This window comes from Streptomyces sp. NPDC044571 (assembly GCF_040647115.1).
Classification (GTDB): domain Bacteria; phylum Actinomycetota; class Actinomycetes; order Streptomycetales; family Streptomycetaceae; genus Streptomyces.
On the sequence record NZ_JBEZBN010000091.1, the window covers coordinates 1 to 17,130 of the forward strand.

Genomic DNA, 17,130 nt, shown 5'->3' on the forward strand with positions numbered 1-17,130 from the left:
AATCAATCATCGCACCTTTAAACACGTTGATAGGGCCCAACCCACCACACACCCACCAACCCCCAACCCCCACACCCCCCCCAAAAAAATTTTCTTGGCGGGGCTTCTGCGCTATTCGAGTAAACATCGGCAGGCAGACGAGTGTGGTTGCAAACGGCGTTGCGGCCCTTTCGCGGGGTCACGCCTCCCAGAGGGTGGCGAAAGCGAGGAGGTCCTCGCGGTATTCGATGCGGGCCTCCCAGTCGCGGGGCCAGACGGCACCGCCGAGGTGGGCGCCGGCGAAGGCGCCCGTCAGGCAGGCGATCGAGTCCGAGTCGCCCTTCGTGCAGGCCGCGCGGCGCAGGGCCGTCAGGGGGTCCTCCGGGAAGAGGAGGAAGCACTGGAGGGCCGTGGCGAGGGCCTCCTCCGCGATCCAGCCGTCGCCCGTCGTCAGGCACGGGTCCGTCTCCGGGGAGGGGGCCCGCAGGGCCGCCGTCAGGCGGTCCAGGGCCGACAGGCAGTCGTCCCAACCGCGGGCGATGAAGGACTCCGGGGTCGCGTCCGAGGCCGTGCGCATCCAGAGGTCGCCCAGCCAGCGCTCGTGGTAGCGCGTGCGGTTGTCCAGGGCGTACGAGCGGAGCCGGCCGACCAGGCCGGTCACCTCCGTGCCCTGGGCCAGGAGGAACACCGCCCGGGCCGTGAGGTCCGAGGCCGCCAGGGCCGTCGGGTGGCCGTGGGTCAGGGCCGACTGGAGCTGGGCGGCGCCGGCCCGCTCCTCCTCCGTCCAGTCGGGGACCAGCCCCACCGGCACCACCCGCATGTTCGCCCCGCAGCCCTTCGAGCCGGTCTGGCCGGCGTCCCGCCAGTCCCGGGCCGGGTCGTCCAGCAGCCGGCATGCCGTGAGGCAGGTGTTGCCGGGAGCGCGGTTGTTCTCCGGGGAGTGGTACCAGGCGACGAACTCCTCCCGGACCGGGCCCGCCAGCCCCGTGGGGTCGACGCGCCCGCCGGCCGTCGCCGTTCGTATCCCGCGGGCCAGGGCCAGGGTCATCTGGGTGTCGTCCGTGACGATCGCCGGGCGCGGCAGCGGCATGGACCGCCACGGCCCGGTCTTCGCCAGGATCGACGGGACGTCGTTGAACTCCGTCGGGAAGCCCAGGGCGTCGCCGAGGGCGAGGCCGAGGAGGGCTCCCGTCGCCGCCCGCTTCTTCGCAGTCATTTCGCTTGTCCTTCCGTGGGGCGCAGCAGCGGGGGGTGCAGGGCGGTCGCCGGGCCCGCCCGGTAGAGGGCGGCCGGTTTGCCGCGGCCGCCGGTCAGGCGGGCGGCTCCGGGCGCGGCTTCGACGAAGCCCGGGGTGGCCAGCACCTTGCGGCGGAAGTTGGGGCGGTCCAGGGCGGTGTCCCAGACGGTCTCGTAGACCGACTGGAGCTCGCCGAGGGTGAATTCGGGCGGGCAGAACGCCGTGGCCAGGCAGGTGTACTCCAGCTTCGAGCCCACCCGGGAACGGGCGTCCGCCAGGATCGCCGCATGGTCGAACGCCAGCGGCCCGGTCTCCCCCACCGGCACCCACCGCGCACGGTCCGCGTCCCCGCCGCCCTGCGCCGCCGGCTCCGGCATGTCCGGGACCAGGGCCGTGAAGGCGACCGAGACCACCCGCATCCGCGGGTCGCGGTCCGGATCGCTGTAGGTGCGCAGCTGCTCCAGGTGGAGCGCGGCGACGACCGCCTCCGACAGGCCGGTCTCCTCGGCCAGTTCCCGACGGGCCGCCGTCTCCGCGGACTCCCTGGGGAGCAGGAAGCCGCCGGGCAGCGCCCACGCTCCCGCGTACGGCTCCTGGCCGCGCCGGATCAGCAGCACGTGCAGCGCCCCGGCTCGTACGGTGAACACCGCCAGGTCGACCGTCACCGCGAAGGGCTCGAACGCGGACCGGTCGTAGCCCTTCACCGGTTCTCCGGCAGGGGGTCCGTGAAGTGCCAACCTCGGCCGAGCAGTTCGTCCACCGCCGCGACCGCCGTCTTCAGCCGGGCCTCCCGATCCCCGCGCACGAGGAGGAAACGTCTCCCGGTCCGGTCGAGTTCCTCGCGGAAGCGGTCCGTCATCCAAGGTCTCAGCTGCGGTCCGTCGCGCAGCCCGTCGTCCTCGAACGGCACGTCCACGTGGTCCGTGAGGAGGTACAGGTCCCTGTGGCTCAGCGCGGCGATCTTCTCGACCTCCTCGCTGCGCCCTCCCATGTACCGCTCGTGCCAGATCCCGGTCGCGAAGGAGTCGGTGTCGCAGATCAGCACCGGCGAACCCGACCGCGCCACCCGCTCCTCCTCCGCGTCCTGGCGCCGCGCGATCACCGGGAACTCCTCCGACGTGAAGGACACGTCCTCCCAGGTCGCCGCCGGGTCCGCCGCCCGCGCGGCCGCCAGCTTCTCCTCGCTGTACGTGCGCCCGTACTCGGCGACCCAGCCCGTCCGGGCCCACACCCCGCCGCGCGCCCGGTAGTGCGCCGCCAGTGCCCGCGACAGGGTGGTCGTACCGGTCGACTCGGCGCCGAGTACGACGATCCGCCGGGTCAGGGCCGCCCGTACACCCGGCCCCAGGAACTCCCAGTTCCCGACCGGGTCCGCCCGTACCGCCGTACCGGAGACGGGGACGCGGGTCCGCTCCGGGTCCACGCGGACCTCCTCGGCGCCGAACCGCCGCGCGAGCTCGGTCCCGTACGCCTCCGAGGTGAAGACGGCGTCCACACGGCCCGTCACCGCGCCGCGGAACACCGCCATGTGGGCCTCCCAGACCGCCGGGTCGTGCAGGTCGACCGGGATGTCGTCCACCGCGCCGACGACCTCGGCCTCCGGGTGGGCCTCCCGCATCCAGGCGACCCGGTCGGCGAGCGGCACCGACTCCACCGAGGCCGCGCAGACCAGCACGGTCAGCCGCTCGCACCGCTCCTGGGCGGTGCGCACCAGATGGTGGTGGCCGGCGTGCGGTGGGTAGAACTTGCCGAGCACCAGCCCGTGGCCGAAGCGCCTCATGCCGTGGCCTCCGCGGCAGCGGCCGTACGGGCGCCGCGCGTCGGCAGGGTACGCCGCCAGCCGAGCAGGCCGACCACGCAGAGCGCGAGGAAGCCGACGTACAGCCCGGAGGTCAGGTACAGGCCCTTGTAGGCGTAGAGCGGGATGTAGACCAGGTCGGCGGCGATCCACAGCCACCAGGATTCGACGAGCTTGCGGCACTGGCCGTAGGTGGCCATCAGCGAGAGCCCGGTGGTCAGCGCGTCCCAGAAGGGGACGGTGGAGTCGGTGCACCGGCTCAGCAGGAGCGTGAGCCCGAGCACCCCCACCGCCCCCGCCGCGGCCAGCCAGGCCCATTCGGTGCGCGTGGTGCGCCGCACCGGCAGGGCTTCGGCGGTTCCTGGTCCACCCCCGTGGGTCCAGGACCACCAGCCGTACGCGGCGAGGGCGATGAAGACGAACTGCAGTCCGGCGTCGGCGTACAGGCCGGACTGCGCGAACAGCACGATGAAGAAGATGTTGTTGGCGATGCCGATCGGCCAGTTGGCGACGTGCTGCCGGGCGACGAGCCAGACGCACAGGGCGCCGGTGGCGAACCCCAGGATTTCGGTCCAGCTCATGACGGCCGGCCCCCCTCGTTCCTTTTAATAGTCATGCTGACTATAAACAGAGGGCGGGGTGGCGGGCAAGCAAAAAGCCCGCAGTGCCACACGGGCACTGCGGGCTCGGGTCCCCCGAGCAGAGAGGGGGACGGAGGACGTGGGGGTTACAGACCGACCTCGCGCATGAGCATGCCGACCTCGGTGTTGGTCAGGCGGCGCAGCCAGCCGGACTTCTGGTCGCCCAGCTCGATCGGCCCGAAGGAGGTCCGCACGAGCTTCTCGACCGGGAAGCCGGCCTCCGCCAGCATGCGGCGGACGATGTGCTTGCGGCCCTCGTGGAGGGTCACCTCGACCAGGTAGTTCTTGCCGACCTGGTCGATCACCCGGAAGTGGTCGGCGCGCGCGTAGCCGTCCTCCAGCTCGATGCCGTCCTTGAGGCGCTTGCCGATCTCCCGGGGCAGCGGGCCGGTGATCGCCGCGACGTACGTCTTCTTCACGCCGTACTTCGGGTGCGTGAGGCGGTGGGCCAGCTCGCCGTGGTTGGTGAGCAGGATGATGCCCTCGGTCTCCGTGTCGAGCCGGCCGACGTGGAAGAGACGGGTCTCGCGGTTGGTGACGTAGTCACCGAGGCACTGGCGGCCGTCCGGGTCCTCCATGGTGGAGACGACGCCGGCGGGCTTGTTCAGCGCGAAGAACAGGTACGACTGGGTGGCGACGGTCAGGCCGTCCACCTTGATCTCGTCCTTCGGCTGGACGCGCTTGCCCTGCTCCAGCACGATCTCGCCGTTGACCTCGACGCGCGCCTGCTCGATGAGCTCCTCGCACGCGCGGCGCGAGCCCATGCCGGCGCGGGCGAGCACCTTCTGCAGGCGCTCGCCTTCCTGCTCGGCCCCGGGGAAGGTCTTCGGGGTCTTGATCACGGGCTTGTCCGCGTACCGCTCGCGCACCCGCTCCTCGATCCGCGCGTCCAGCTCGCGGGGGCGCGACTGGCCGCTGCGGCTGCCGGGACCGCGGCGCGGGCCGCCGGCCCCGCCGACGCCCGGCGTGCGGGAGGTCTTGGGGCCGCCCTTGGCGCCACCGCGCGCAGCCGCGCCGCGGGCGCCGCCCGAACCGCCCCGGCCGCCGTCGGAGGCGCCGCGGGCACCGCCGCCGCCCGCCTTGGGGCCGCTGCGGCCGGACCGCTCGCCCTCGGGGCCCACGTCGTAGCGCCGCTCCTCGGGGCGGGGATTGCGCGGACGCTGGGGCGCCTGGTCGCGGTCACGGTCGCGGGAGCCGCCCGCGCCCGAGCCGCCGCCGCGGTAGCCACCGCCGCTGCCGCTGCCACCGCCGCTGCCGGAGCTTCCGCCGCGGTAGCCACCGCCGCCGGAGCCGGCGCCGCGGGAGTTCCCGCGTCCGCCACCACCGCCGCCGCTGTTCCTGTTGCCGCCGCCGTTGCCGTTACCGCTGCTTCGCATCAAAGTTCCGTCGTCTTGTCGTCTTCATCGGTGTCCGGTGCGTCCGGATCGAACGACGGAACACCCTCTTGCGTCTCGGCTTCGATCGCGTCCGCCTCGGGGAGGAAGGGCGCGAGCTCCGGGAGCTCGTCCAGGCCGCGCAGGCCCATCCGCTCCAGAAAGTAGTTCGTCGTCCTGTACAGGATCGCACCTGTTTCGGGTTCCGTGCCCGCCTCGGCCACCAGACCCCGCTGGAGCAGGGTGCGCATGACCCCGTCGCAGTTCACTCCGCGCACCGCGGAGACCCGCGAACGGCTCACGGGCTGGCGGTACGCGACCACCGCCAGGGTCTCCAGCGCGGCCTGGGTGAGCCGGGCCTGCTGCCCGTCCAGGACGAAGGCCTCGACGGCAGCCGAGTACTCCGCGCGCGTGTAGAAGCGCCACCCGCCCGCGACGAGCCGCAGCTCGAAACCGCGGCCCTGGACGGTGTACTCGTCGGCGAGCTCGCGCAGGGCGTCCGCGACCTCGCGGGGGGTGCGGTCGAGCACCTTGGCGAGGTGCGCCTCGGTCGCGGGCTCGTCCACGACCATGAGGACGGCCTCCAGGGCGGGCTTCAGCGCCACCGCCGGTACGGACGCCGCCGGGACGCCACCACCGGCCTGGGCCTCCTCGGTCATTCCTCGGCCTCCACGATCTGGTCGAACTCGTCGGTCACGGTCGGCATGCCGTCGCCGTCCCCGCCGCTCCAGCGGACGGTGAGCGTGTGCAGCGCGTCCTCCTGGTCGAGGACCACCGCCTTCTCCCGGTAGAGCTCCAGAAGGGCCAGGAAGCGCGCCACGACGGTGAGGGTGTCCGCGGCGTCCTCGGTGAGCTCCTGGAAGGTCGCCGAGCCGCGCGCCTTGAGCAGGGTGACCACCAGGGCCGCCTGCTCGCGCACGCTGACCAGCGGTGCGTGGATGTGGTCCACGTAGACCTGCGGTGCGGCCCTGGGCTGCATGGCCTTGACGGCCAGCCGGGCGAAGCCCTCGGCGCCGATGCTGATGACGACCTCGGGGAGCAGCTCCGCGTGGTGGGGCTCCAGGCCCACGGTGCGCGGGTAGCGCTTTCCCTCGCTCTGGGCGCGGTCCTCGAAGATCTCCGCGATCTGCTTGTACGCCCGGTACTGGAGCAGCCGCGCGAACAGCAGGTCCCGCGCCTCCAGGAGGGCGAGGTCGGCCTCGTCCTCGACCTCGGCGGCGGGGAGCAGCCGGGCGGCCTTCAGGTCGAGGAGGGTGGCCGCGACCACGAGGAACTCGGTGGTCTGGTCGAGGTCCCAGTCGGGACCCATGCCGCGGATGTACGCCATGAACTCGTCGGTCACCTGGGAGAGGGCCACCTCGGTGACGTCGAGCTTGTGCCGGGAGATCAGCTGGAGCAGGAGGTCGAAGGGGCCTTCGAAGTTGGCCAGCCGCAAGGTGAACCGCCCGTCGCCCGGCCCGGCGGCCGCACGCTCCGCCTGCGCGGCCTCCGGACGCTGCGGGGGCTCCGGGACCTCGGTGGCTTCCGTGGCCTCCGTGGCCTCCGTCGCCGGTACGGCATCCGGGGCCGCCGGGGCCGGTACGGCCTCCGGCGCGCCCGGCAGGACGGCATCCGCCCCGGGGGGCTGCTCCCGGGGCTCCTGCACGGCCGGTGCGGGCTCTTCCCGGTCCGCCACGGCCCCTTCCCGGCCGGTCCCGGCTTCGGGCGGGGCGGGAACACCGGGGCCGCGCCCCAGGCTCCGGCGGGTGGGGCGGCCGGGTTCGGCGGGAAGGGGCATGGAAGTCCAGGGTGGTACGGAGGAGGTTGCGGACGGGCCACCTCCAAGGCTGCCACGCCCGGGACCCCCCGCACCGCACGGACCGCCGGTGCACCCCCACGAACCGGAACCCGGCCCTACCAGGGCCCGCGGCCGGGGGCAGGGGCCCCGCGGGGTCGGTCAGCGGCCGCGGAGGCGGCGGACCAGGATGCTGGCGTCCCCGCGGGATTCGAGGTCCGCCAGGACCACCGCCACCGCCTCGCGGACGATGCGTCCGCGGTCGACGGCCAGGCCGTGCTCCCCGCGCAGCACCAGCCGGGCGTGCTCCAGGTCCATGAGCTCCTCGGCGGAGACGTAGACCGTGATCTTCTCGTCGTGCCGTTCCCGCCCGCTGGGGCGGCGGTTCGCTCCGCGCCCCTGGTTCTTCGGCGTGGCAGAACCTTCCTGCGGCCGCCGCTGCGGACCCACCGCGGACCCCGCCGTGCCCTCCGCCTGCGCCGCGGCGTGTTCCGGCGGGGCCGGGGTCAGGGACTCCTCGGCACCCCGCCGCGGCGAGGAGGCCTGGAGCGCCGTCCCCCCGGTCGTACGGAACAGTTCGTCGGCTCCGGGCAGACTCACTCGGCGTGACACCGGGCGAGCACCTCCCTGGCCAGCTGGCGATAGGCGGCGGCCCCGACGGAGTTGGAGGCGTACGTGGTGATGGGCTCGCCGGCGACCGTGGTCTCCGGGAAGCGCACCGTACGGCCGATGACCGTGTGGTAGACGTGGTCGTCGAAGGCCTCGACGACGCGCGCCAGCACCTCGCGGCTGTGCACCGTACGGGAGTCGTACATCGTGGCGAGGATGCCGTCGAGCTCCAGCTCGGGGTTGAGCCGCTCCTGCACCTTCTCGATGGTCTCGGTCAGCAGCGCCACGCCGCGCAGCGCGAAGAACTCGCACTCCAGCGGGACGATGACCTTGTGAGCCGCCGTCAGGGCGTTCACGGTCAGCAGACCGAGCGAGGGCTGACAGTCGATCACGATGTAGTCGTAGTCGTTCATCAGCGGCTTCAGCGCCCGCTGCAGCGTCGACTCGCGCGCGACCTCGCTGACCAACTGCACTTCCGCAGCCGACAGGTCGATGTTGCTCGGCAGCAGGTCCATGTTGGGGACCGCCGTCTTCAGCAGCACCTCGTCGGCCGACATGCCCCGCTCCATGAGCAGGTTGTAGACCGTCAGGTCGAGTTCCATCGGGTTCACGCCGAGGCCCACGGACAGGGCGCCCTGCGGGTCGAAGTCGACGAGCAGCACCCGGCGCCCGTACTCGGCGAGTGCGGCACCCAGGTTGATGGTCGACGTGGTCTTGCCCACGCCGCCCTTCTGGTTGCACATCGCAATGATCTTCGCCGGACCGTGGTCGGTCAGCGGACCCGGGATCGGGAAGTACGGCAGCGGCCGTCCGGTCGGGCCGATCCGCTCGCGGCGCTGGCGGGCAGCGTCGGGAGCGAGGGTGGCCGCGTACTCGGGGTCGGGCTCGTATTCCGCGTCGGGGTCGTAGAAGTGCCCCTCGGGCACCTGGTCGTAGTCGGCGAAACCAGTGGGCGTGTCGCCGCTCAGGTCGCCGGCCCTGGAGTTCACGTCTAGGCCGTCCATGCTCTTTTGGGGCGTCGTCATGTGCTGATGGTTTGCGAAGGTGCGGACTGCGACGGAGCCGACAGCCTCGCGCCCGGCGGGTCCTTGGCCCCGGTCTGGCGTCCCTGCTCGACCACCCCCAGGAGCAAATGTCGACTCATTCACAAGTCGTCTTACCTCCTCGGACGTGACCAGGACACTTATCGATAGGTCAGCGTGGCACCATGCCGACGATTGGCGACTCTATGGCGTGTCACCACTCAGCGGCAACACAATCCGCCGGACCGGCAACGATGTGTCGGCAACCGAACACCTCTCTGTCAAGGGCGTCCGGGCTGTCACTGTGAAGTTTCGCGGGTGCGCGAAAGGGTTAAAGGGTTACGTTCGAGGCGAGTTGAGGCGCCCGTCCGTATCCCGCAAACACGTCCGGCCGGACCTTGCGGGCAAGGTCCGGCCGGATACGTGAGATTGACGTCAGTCGTTGACGCTTCAGCCGAGCAGCGTGCTCAGCTCAAGGGTCGCCAGGCCGTGCGCCTCGGCGACCGGACCGTAAACGACCTGGCCGTCATGGGTGTTGAGGCCGAGCGCCAGCGCGGGGTCACGGCGCAGCGCCTCGACCCAGCCGAGGTTCGCGAGCTGCACGATGTAGGGCAGGGTCGCGTTCGTCAGCGCGTAGGTGGAGGTGTTCGGCACCGCGCCCGGCATGTTGGCGACGCAGTAGAAGACCGAGTTGTGGACCTGGAAGGTCGGCTCGGCGTGGGTGGTCGGACGGGAGTCCTCGAAGCAGCCGCCCTGGTCGATCGCAATGTCGACAAGGACACTTCCGGGCTTCATCTTGGCGACGAGCTCGTTGGTGACCAGCTTCGGGGCCTTCGCACCCGGGATCAGCACCGCGCCGATGACGAGGTCGGCCTCGATGACGGCCTTCTCCAGCTCGTAGGCGTTGGAGACGATCGTCTTGATCTTCGTACCGAAGATCTTGTCGGCCTCGCGGAGCTTGTTGATGTCCTTGTCGAGCAGGGTCACGTGGAAGCCCATGCCGATGGCGATCTGCGCGGCGTTCCAGCCGGAGACGCCACCGCCGATGACCACGCACTCGCCGGCGTGGGTGCCGGGGACGCCGCCGGGGAGCACGCCGCGGCCGCCGGCCGAGCGCATCAGGTGGTAGGCGCCGACCTGCGGGGCCAGGCGGCCCGCGACCTCGGACATCGGGGCGAGCAGCGGAAGCGCGCGGTTCGCGAGCTCGACCGTCTCGTACGCGATGGCGGTGGTGCCGGACTCCAGCAGCGCGTCCGTGCACTCGCGGGAGGCCGCCAGGTGCAGGTAGGTGAAGAGGGTCTGGTCCTTGCGGAGGCGGTGGTACTCCTCCGCGATCGGCTCCTTGACCTTCAGCAGCAGGTCAGCGGTGGCCCAGACCTCGTCGGCGGTGCCGAGGATCTCGGCACCGGCGGCGACGTACTCGGCGTCCGTGATCGAGGAGCCGACACCGGCGTTCTGCTCGATGAAGACCTGGTGGCCGTTACGGACCAGCTCATGCACGCCGGCGGGCGTGATGGCGACCCGGAACTCGTTGTTCTTGACCTCGCGGGGGATGCCGACCTTCATCGTCGATCACGGTCCTTGGCTCAGGGGATGTTACGGGGCACTTTCATACATACCCGTCCACAAGAGCGCGCAACGGGATGCACCACGAGATGACGTGGTGAAGCCAGTCTAATGAAGGATGAGGCGCTGTCTAGCCTTGCAAACCAATAATCTCAGTCGGAAGTACTGCGGATTTCGCAGGCTGCGGGGTCGTCTCCCAGCAATCTGTCGGCCGCGGACCTGTGCAGTCTGGCGGCCGCCGGGTCGCCCAGCCGGTCGAGCGTGTCGGCCAGCCGGACCTGCAGAGCGGCCTGGAGCCGCAGGTCCCCGGCCTTGCGGGCCAGCTCGACGGCCTCCCGGCAGGTGTGCAGCGATTCCTCGGGCCGGCCGGCGTACTCCTGAATACGCGCCATCTCGCTCAACGCCTTTGCCTGGCCCGGCACATCGGCCAGTTTCCGGTAGCCCGCGGCGGCGGCCCGCCAGTTGCGCAGCGCGTCCCCGTACCGGCCCGCGTACGTGTGCACATTGCCGAGCCGTCCGTACAGCCGCGCCTCGTCCGCCCGCTCTCCCCGGGAGAGCGCCTGGGCCAGTGCCCGGCCGAACCAGTCGGAGGCCCGGTGCCAGTCCTCCAGCTCCTGGTACGCACCGCCTACGGATTCCATCGCGCGGCCGGTCGCGTACGGGTCGTTTGCCGCCCTTCCCGCATCGAGCGCGGCCCGGTAGCGCTCCAGCGCCTCCTCGGTCCGTCCGGTCGCGGCGTCCAGGTCGGCCAGGTTCAGCAGGGCCGCCGCCTTCTCCCGGTGCAGGTCGCGGCGCTCGGCCACGTCGAGGACCAGGCGGTGCAGCCCGTACAGCTCGGGGGCGGCCTCGGCGGTGCCGCGGTGCTCGGCCAGCGCCCGTACGAGGGCTGCGACCAGGCGGCGGGCGAGGGTGTCCAGCCCGCCGTCGGCCACGGCCACGGAGGCGGCCGCGGACAGCGCGGGCAGCCGGGTCTCCAGCCAGGTCGCGGCGGCCCGCCGGTCGGGGAAGCGCAGTGCCCGCGGGAAACCCTCCAGCTTCTCGCGGACGTCGTCCTCCTCCGCGGCGGCCATGACCCGGCAGGAGTGCAGCAGCCGTACGGTGCGCTCCAGCATCCGGGCCCGTGCGAGCTGGACCTCCCCGGCGCGCTCCCTGGTCTCCAGCAGGGCCTTCAGCAGCGGCACGAGGCAGCCCGGCAGCAGGAAGAGGCCGTCGGACGCGTGCCGGACGAGACCGAGCCCCGCGAAGTCCTCCAGGGTGGACTGCGCGGCGGCCACGGAGCAGCCGGCGAGGGCGGAGGCGGTGTGCGAGTCGACGATGCCGGCGGGGGCGAGGGGCAGCAGGCGCAGGGTCCGCTGGGCGGGCTGCGGCAGGGACTCGTAGACGAGCCGGAAGGCGCGGCCGAGCGGGCCGCCGGGGGCGGGCGGCATCTCGTGCAGCTGCTTGGCCACGTCGACGACGGAGGCCTTGGGGTGCGCCGCGAGCCACCCGCCGACCAGGGCGAGCGCGGCGGGCTGGGCCCCGCACTCCTCGACGAGGGACTCGGCGGCGTAGGGGTCCGTGGTGATCCGGGTGTCGCCGATGCGCTGGGCGAGCATTTTGACGGCGGAGGGCGTCTCCAGGCCGCCGAGGGTGCAGGGGCGGACGTCCGGGATGCCGGTCAGCGGGCCTTCGGCGGTGACGACGACGAGGCACTCGGGGGTGTCCGGGAGCAGGGCGTCGACCTGGAAGGGGTCGGCGGCGTCGTCGAGGAGGAGGATGGCCCGCCGGTCGGCGAGGGCCGCGCGCAGGTGGGAGCTGAGCTCGTCCTCGGCGGCACCCGGCGGGGTGGCCTGGCCGAGGCCCTCCAGCAGGGTCCGCACGGCGCGCTCGGTCGGGACGGTCTGCCCGCCGGGGGAGGTCAGCCGGACCCGGTGGATCCCGTCGGGGTAGTCCTCGGCGACCTCGCGTACGAAGGCCTCGGCGAGGGCGGTGCGGCCGGAGCCGGGGCGGCCGGCGACGAGGAGCACCCGCGCACGGGGGGACTTGGCCTTGCGGCCGGAGAGAGTGTCGAGCCCGGTCCGCACGATGTCCTCGCGCAGCTCCTTGAGCTCACGCCGCCGCCCGACGAAATCCGCCACGGATCCGCTCCTCTCCCTGCCTTCGGGTTGCGAGCGTAGTTCACGCAGAGCGACGACCTGTGGGGAGCGCGGCGGGTACATCGCCCGATCGGATCAGCCGATGTTCACACCACGGGCCTCACCGCCGGCCCCACCCGCCCGGCCCGGCTGCACCCGTTGCGGGCAGGCCCGCTGCCCTCGTACCGGCCGGCCGGCTCCCGTCTCGTACGGGCCGACCGCTCCGCCCGTACCGGCGGACCGCTCCCGTCCCGTACGCGCGGACCCGCTACGCCTCGTACGAGCGGACCCGCTACGCCTCGTACGGGCGTGCCGGCCACGGCGCCGAGGAGGGCCGCAGCTCCTCCAGGCCGGAACCGGAGGCGAGGGCCGCGGACAGGGCCAGGACGCCCGTCACCAGCCCCGGGTTGCCGAGCTCGCCGGAGAGGACCCCGCGGACCAGCTCCGGCAGCGGGATCCTCGCCAGCTCCATGTCCGCCTCCTCTTCCGAGGCGGCGTAGCGCTCCCCCTCCGCCGCCGACAGGCCGCGCGCGAGGAAGATCCGGATCGCCTCGTCCGAGCCGCCGGGGGACGCGAAGAAATCGGCCAGCACCCGCCAGTCCTCCGCCTTGACGTGCGCCTCCTCGTACAGCTCCCGCTGCGCCGCGTGCAACGGGTTCTCCCCCGGCATGTCCAGCAGCCCCGCCGGGAGCTCCCACAGCCGGTGCCGCACGGGGTGCCGGTACTGGCGCAGCACCAGCACCCGGCCCTCCTCGTCCAGCGCCAGTACGCACACGGACCCGGGGTGCACCTGGTAGTCGCGGCGCACCACCGACCGGTCCGGCATCCGTACCTGCTCCGAGCGGACGGCCGTCTTCGCGCCCTCGAAGGGGGTCCGGGAGGCGATGACCTCCCACGACTCGGCGGTGTCTGCGATGCGCATGGTCATGACCGTTACCCTTCCGAAAAACGCGACAGCCGGGGCAAGATCCTTGCCCCGGCTGTCTACGTTATGCGGTTACGCCGTCACTTGGCGGCCTGCTGGCGCTCCACCGCCGCCTTGACCAGGCCCGCGAACAGCGGGTGCGGCCGCGTCGGGCGCGAGCGCAGCTCCGGGTGGGCCTGGGTGGCGACCAGGTAGGGGTGGACCTCGCGCGGGTACTCCACGTACTCGACGAGCTTGTTGTCCGGGGAGGTGCCGGAGAAGACGATGCCCGCCTTCTTCTCCAGCTCGCCGCGGTAGGCGTTGTTCACCTCGTAGCGGTGGCGGTGGCGCTCGTCCACGTACGCCTGGTCCCCGTAGACCTCGCGCACGATCGAACCCTCGGCGAGCTTCGCGGGGTACATGCCGAGGCGCATCGTTCCGCCCAGGTCGCCGGCGCCCTCGACGAAGGCCAGCTGCTCCTCCATGGTCGAGATGACCGGGTGCGGGGTGGAGGCGTCGAACTCGGTGGAGTTGGCGTCCTCGATGCCCGCGAGGTTGCGCGCGGCCTCGATGACCACGCACTGCAGACCCAGGCACAGGCCGAGCAGCGGGATCTTGTTCTCACGGGCGTAGGTGATCGCGCCGACCTTGCCGTTGACGCCGCGGTCGCCGAAGCCGCCGGGGACGCAGATCGCGTCCACGTCACCGAGCTGGGCCGCCGCGCCCGCGGGGGTCTTGCAGTCGTCGGAGGTGACCCACTTGATCTGGACGCGGGCCTTGTTGGCGAAACCCCCGGCGCGCAGGGCCTCGGTCACCGACAGGTAGGCGTCGGGCAGGTCGATGTACTTGCCGACGAGCGCGACCTTGACCTCGTGGTCGGGGTTGTGGACCCGGTCCAGCAGGTCCTCCCACACCGTCCAGTCCACGTCGCGGAACGGCAGGTCGAGCTTGCGCACGACGTAGGCGTCCAGGCCCTCGGTGTGCAGCACCTTGGGGATGTCGTAGATCGACTTGGCGTCGATCGCGGCGACGACCGCGGCCTCGTCCACGTCGCACATCAGCGAGATCTTGCGCTTGATGGAGGTCGGGACGTCGCGGTCGGCGCGCAGCACGATCGCGTCGGGCTGGATGCCGATGTTGCGCAGGGCGGCGACCGAGTGCTGGGTCGGCTTGGTCTTCAGCTCGCCCGAGGGGCCGATGTAGGGCAGCAGCGAGATGTGCACGACGAAGACGTTGTCGCGGCCGACCTCGTGGCGGACCTGGCGGACGGTCTCCAGGAAGGGCAGGGACTCGATGTCGCCCACGGTGCCGCCGACCTCGGTGATGACGACGTCGACGTCCTCGGTGGCCATGCGGCGGATGCGGTGCTTGATCTCGTTGGTGATGTGCGGGATGACCTGCACGGTGTCGCCGAGGTACTCGCCGCGCCGCTCCTTGGCGATGACCGTCGAGTAGACCTGGCCGGTGGTGACGTTGGCCGAGCCGTCGAGGTCGACGTCGAGGAAGCGCTCGTAGTGGCCGATGTCCAGGTCGGTCTCGGCGCCGTCGTTGGTGACGAACACCTCACCGTGCTGGAACGGGTTCATGGTGCCCGGGTCGACGTTCAGGTACGGGTCGAGCTTCTGCATCGTGACCCGCAGGCCGCGCGCCTTGAGCAGCGCACCCAGGCTGGAGGCCGTCAGGCCCTTGCCGAGGGAGGAAGCGACACCCCCGGTGACGAAGATGTGCTTGGTCGTCATGGATTTGGGCGGCATCGCCAAGAGGGGGCTCCCGTGGTCGCGAAGTGAGGTGCGTCCGGCGCCGGCCACCGTCGAACCGGAGGGTCTCAGGGGGCGCCGAAGCTGCGGTTTCGGGGCTCCTGATTCGCACAGGCAGACCACCGGTCCACGGGGTACCAGCCTATCAGCGCCCGGGGCGGTCCGCCTCCGGCAACGCGGTGCGACGGCACCGCGACGGCGCGCCACCGCCCGCCCGGCCAGCACTCACTCCGGCATTGCCACCGGTCACCCGTTTGGCCCAGACTCACTGTCCTGGGCCTCAAGGAGATCACTAGGGTGCCGTCATATCCTGCTCGGATATTGCTTCACATCGCCGCCGAGCAGACCGGCAGTCGTCGTAACCCGGCCGCATCCGGAATCATGAGCTCAGTGCGGGGAACCGAACCACCACGGAAGACCGCGCAAGGGAAGCGCCCCTCGGGGCGGCCGCTGTTCGACTGGAGATGCAACGTGTCCGGGCGCATCGAGGATTACGCACTGATCGGCGATACGCAGACCGCCGCACTGGTCTGCCGGGACGGGTCGGTGGACTGGCTGTGTCTGCCCCGTTTCGACTCGCATGCCATCTTCGCGGGCCTGCTCGGCACCGAGGATCACGGATTCTGGCGGATCGGCCCGGCCTTCCCCGAGGGGACTGAGGCGCCGAACGCCTCCCGCCGCCGCTACCAGGGCGACTCGCTGATCCTGGAGTCCGAGTGGGACACCCCGCGCGGCACGGTCCGGGTGATCGACTTCATGCCGCCCCGCGAGGACCACGCCCCGCAGCTGATCCGCATCGTGGAAGGCGTCAGCGGACGCGTACGGATGCACTCGGCCCTGCGGATGCGGTTCAGCTACGGGCGGGTCGTGCCCTGGGTTCACAAGGTGGACGGGCGCACCGTCGCCGTCGCCGGCCCCGACTCGGTCTGGCTCGACACCGATGCGCAGACCTACGGCAAGGACCTGACCACGTACTCCGACTTCACCGTCGGGCCGGGTGACCGGGTGGCCTTCTGCATCAGCTGGCAGCCCTCGCACAAGGGCACGCCGGAGGCTCCCGACGCCAAGGCGGCCCTCGCCGCCACCTCCGGGTTCTGGCGCGAATGGGTCGACCACTGCACGTACCACGGCCCGTACCGGGAAGCGGTGATCCGCTCCCTGATCACGCTCAAGGCGCTCACCTACGGCCCCACCGGCGGGATCGTCGCCGCCCCGACCACCTCCCTACCGGAGGAGATCGGCGGCGTCCGGAACTGGGACTACCGCTACACCTGGCTGCGCGACGCGGCCATCACCCTCTCCTCGCTGCTGCGCACCGGCTACCGCGAGGAGGCCCAGGCCTGGCGCGAGTGGCTGCTGCGCGCGGTGGCCGGCGACCCGGAGAACCTGCAGATCATGTACGGGATCGCGGGCGAGCGGGAACTCGGCGAGACCGAGCTGGACTGGCTGCCGGGGTACGAGAACTCGCGCCCCGTCCGGGTCGGCAACGGAGCCGCCCACCAGCTCCAGCTGGACGTCTACGGCGAGGTCACCGAAGCCCTGCACCTGGGACACATGACGGGTCTGGCCCGCAACGACTACGCCTCGCTGCTCCAGCTCAAGCTGATCCGCTACCTGGAGCAGCACTGGGACCAGCCGGACGAGGGCATCTGGGAGGTGCGCGGCCCGCGCCGCCACTTCGTGCACTCGAAGGTGATGGCCTGGGTGGCCGTCGACCGCACGATCAAGCTGATCGAGAGCGGGGACGCGGACGGCCCGCTGGACCGCTGGCGCGAGCTGCGCGACGAGATCCACCAGGACGTGTGCGAGAAGGGCTACGACAAGGAACGCAACACCTTCACCCAGTCCTACGGCTCCCAGGAGCTGGACGCCTCCCTGCTGCTGATCCCGCAGATGGGCTTCCTGCCGCCGGACGACAAGCGGGTCATCGGCACGATCGAGGCCATCCAGCGCGAGCTGTCCACGCCCGACGGCTTCATCCTGCGCTATCCGACGGCCGGCACGGAGGCCGGGGTGGACGGTCTGGAGGGCGACGAGGGGGCGTTCCTCGCCTGCTCGTTCTGGATGGCCGACGACCTGGCGATGATCGGCCGGGTCGACGAGGCCCGCCACCTCTTCGAGCGGCTGCTGGCGCTGCGCAACGATCTGGGGCTGCTGGCGGAGGAGTGGGACCCGCGCCTGCAGCGGCAGGTCGGCAACTTCCCGCAGGCCTTCAGCCACGTCCCCCTGATCGACACGGCGCTGCGGCTCACGGCGAGCGGGGCGTACGGGGGCTGACGGCAGCACCCGGGCCCGTACGCCCGCCCGGATCGACCCCGACCGGCCCGAGGACCTGTGGAAGGCTCTGGACCGCGGC

At 71.7% G+C, this 17,130-nt stretch carries 14 protein-coding genes and 1 pseudogene; 2 read left to right on the plus strand and 13 right to left on the minus strand.

The window, feature by feature from the left end:
- Positions 1 to 178 precede the first annotated feature (178 nt).
- The 13 genes from AB0B01_RS29465 to AB0B01_RS29525 form a co-directional block, all read right to left on the minus strand.
- On the minus strand, positions 179 to 1,195 hold the full coding sequence (locus tag AB0B01_RS29465) for an ADP-ribosylglycohydrolase family protein (protein WP_361725570.1): 1,017 nt from the start codon (positions 1,193 to 1,195) through the stop codon (positions 179 to 181).
- The gene (locus AB0B01_RS29470) at positions 1,192 to 1,920 is read right to left on the minus strand and encodes an NUDIX domain-containing protein (protein ID WP_361725574.1); all 729 of its coding nucleotides are present in this window, start codon (positions 1,918 to 1,920) and stop codon (positions 1,192 to 1,194) included. The genes AB0B01_RS29465 and AB0B01_RS29470 overlap by 4 nt, the downstream gene beginning before the upstream one ends.
- Positions 1,917 to 2,996 carry an AAA family ATPase gene (locus AB0B01_RS29475; RefSeq protein WP_361725577.1) on the minus strand — a complete coding sequence of 360 codons (1,080 nt, stop codon included), beginning with the start codon at positions 2,994 to 2,996 and terminating at the stop codon, positions 1,917 to 1,919. Before AB0B01_RS29475 ends, AB0B01_RS29470 begins: the two co-directional genes overlap by 4 nt.
- Positions 2,993 to 3,595: a nicotinamide riboside transporter PnuC gene (gene pnuC, locus AB0B01_RS29480; RefSeq protein ID WP_361725580.1), complete on the minus strand. Its 603-nt coding sequence runs from the start codon at positions 3,593 to 3,595 to the stop codon at positions 2,993 to 2,995. Before pnuC ends, AB0B01_RS29475 begins: the two co-directional genes overlap by 4 nt.
- A gap of 146 nt (positions 3,596 to 3,741) precedes the next feature.
- Positions 3,742 to 5,031, minus strand: coding sequence for a pseudouridine synthase (locus AB0B01_RS29485; RefSeq protein WP_361725583.1), 1,290 nt, complete (start codon positions 5,029 to 5,031; stop codon positions 3,742 to 3,744).
- Complete coding sequence (scpB, locus tag AB0B01_RS29490; protein WP_361725586.1) at positions 5,031 to 5,687, minus strand: SMC-Scp complex subunit ScpB; 657 nt, start codon at positions 5,685 to 5,687, stop codon at positions 5,031 to 5,033. Before scpB ends, AB0B01_RS29485 begins: the two co-directional genes overlap by 1 nt.
- Positions 5,684 to 6,805 (minus strand): segregation/condensation protein A, encoded by a 1,122-nt coding sequence (locus tag AB0B01_RS29495; protein WP_361725589.1) that lies wholly within the window; start codon positions 6,803 to 6,805, stop codon positions 5,684 to 5,686. Before AB0B01_RS29495 ends, scpB begins: the two co-directional genes overlap by 4 nt.
- A 159-nt stretch (positions 6,806 to 6,964) precedes the next feature.
- A complete protein-coding gene (locus tag AB0B01_RS29500) occupies positions 6,965 to 7,414 on the minus strand; it encodes a hypothetical protein (RefSeq protein WP_361725592.1) in 450 nt (149 codons plus the stop codon).
- Complete coding sequence (locus AB0B01_RS29505; protein WP_356853173.1) at positions 7,399 to 8,436, minus strand: ParA family protein; 1,038 nt, start codon at positions 8,434 to 8,436, stop codon at positions 7,399 to 7,401. The genes AB0B01_RS29500 and AB0B01_RS29505 overlap by 16 nt, the downstream gene beginning before the upstream one ends.
- Positions 8,437 to 8,883: 447 nt before the next feature.
- Entirely contained in the window at positions 8,884 to 9,999 is a 1,116-nt protein-coding gene (ald, locus tag AB0B01_RS29510) for an alanine dehydrogenase (RefSeq protein WP_361725596.1), read from the minus strand.
- Between the two features lie 152 nt (positions 10,000 to 10,151).
- The gene (locus AB0B01_RS29515) at positions 10,152 to 12,197 is read right to left on the minus strand and encodes a tetratricopeptide repeat protein (RefSeq protein WP_361725599.1); all 2,046 of its coding nucleotides are present in this window, start codon (positions 12,195 to 12,197) and stop codon (positions 10,152 to 10,154) included.
- Positions 12,198 to 12,405: 208 nt separating this feature from the next.
- Positions 12,406 to 13,035 (minus strand): NUDIX hydrolase, encoded by a 630-nt coding sequence (locus AB0B01_RS29520; RefSeq protein ID WP_361725608.1) that lies wholly within the window; start codon positions 13,033 to 13,035, stop codon positions 12,406 to 12,408.
- A gap of 83 nt (positions 13,036 to 13,118) precedes the next feature.
- Positions 13,119 to 14,771, minus strand: a complete 1,653-nt coding sequence (locus AB0B01_RS29525) for a CTP synthase (protein WP_361725602.1) — start codon at positions 14,769 to 14,771, stop codon at positions 13,119 to 13,121.
- A gap of 474 nt (positions 14,772 to 15,245) precedes the next feature.
- Between AB0B01_RS29525 and AB0B01_RS29530 the strand changes: the two genes are divergently transcribed.
- Entirely contained in the window at positions 15,246 to 17,051 is a 1,806-nt protein-coding gene (locus AB0B01_RS29530) for a glycoside hydrolase family 15 protein (protein WP_361725605.1), read from the plus strand.
- Positions 17,032 to 17,130: pseudogene (locus AB0B01_RS29535) on the plus strand (TIGR02234 family membrane protein); the annotation flags it as partial. The gene AB0B01_RS29530 and the pseudogene AB0B01_RS29535, both read left to right, overlap by 20 nt.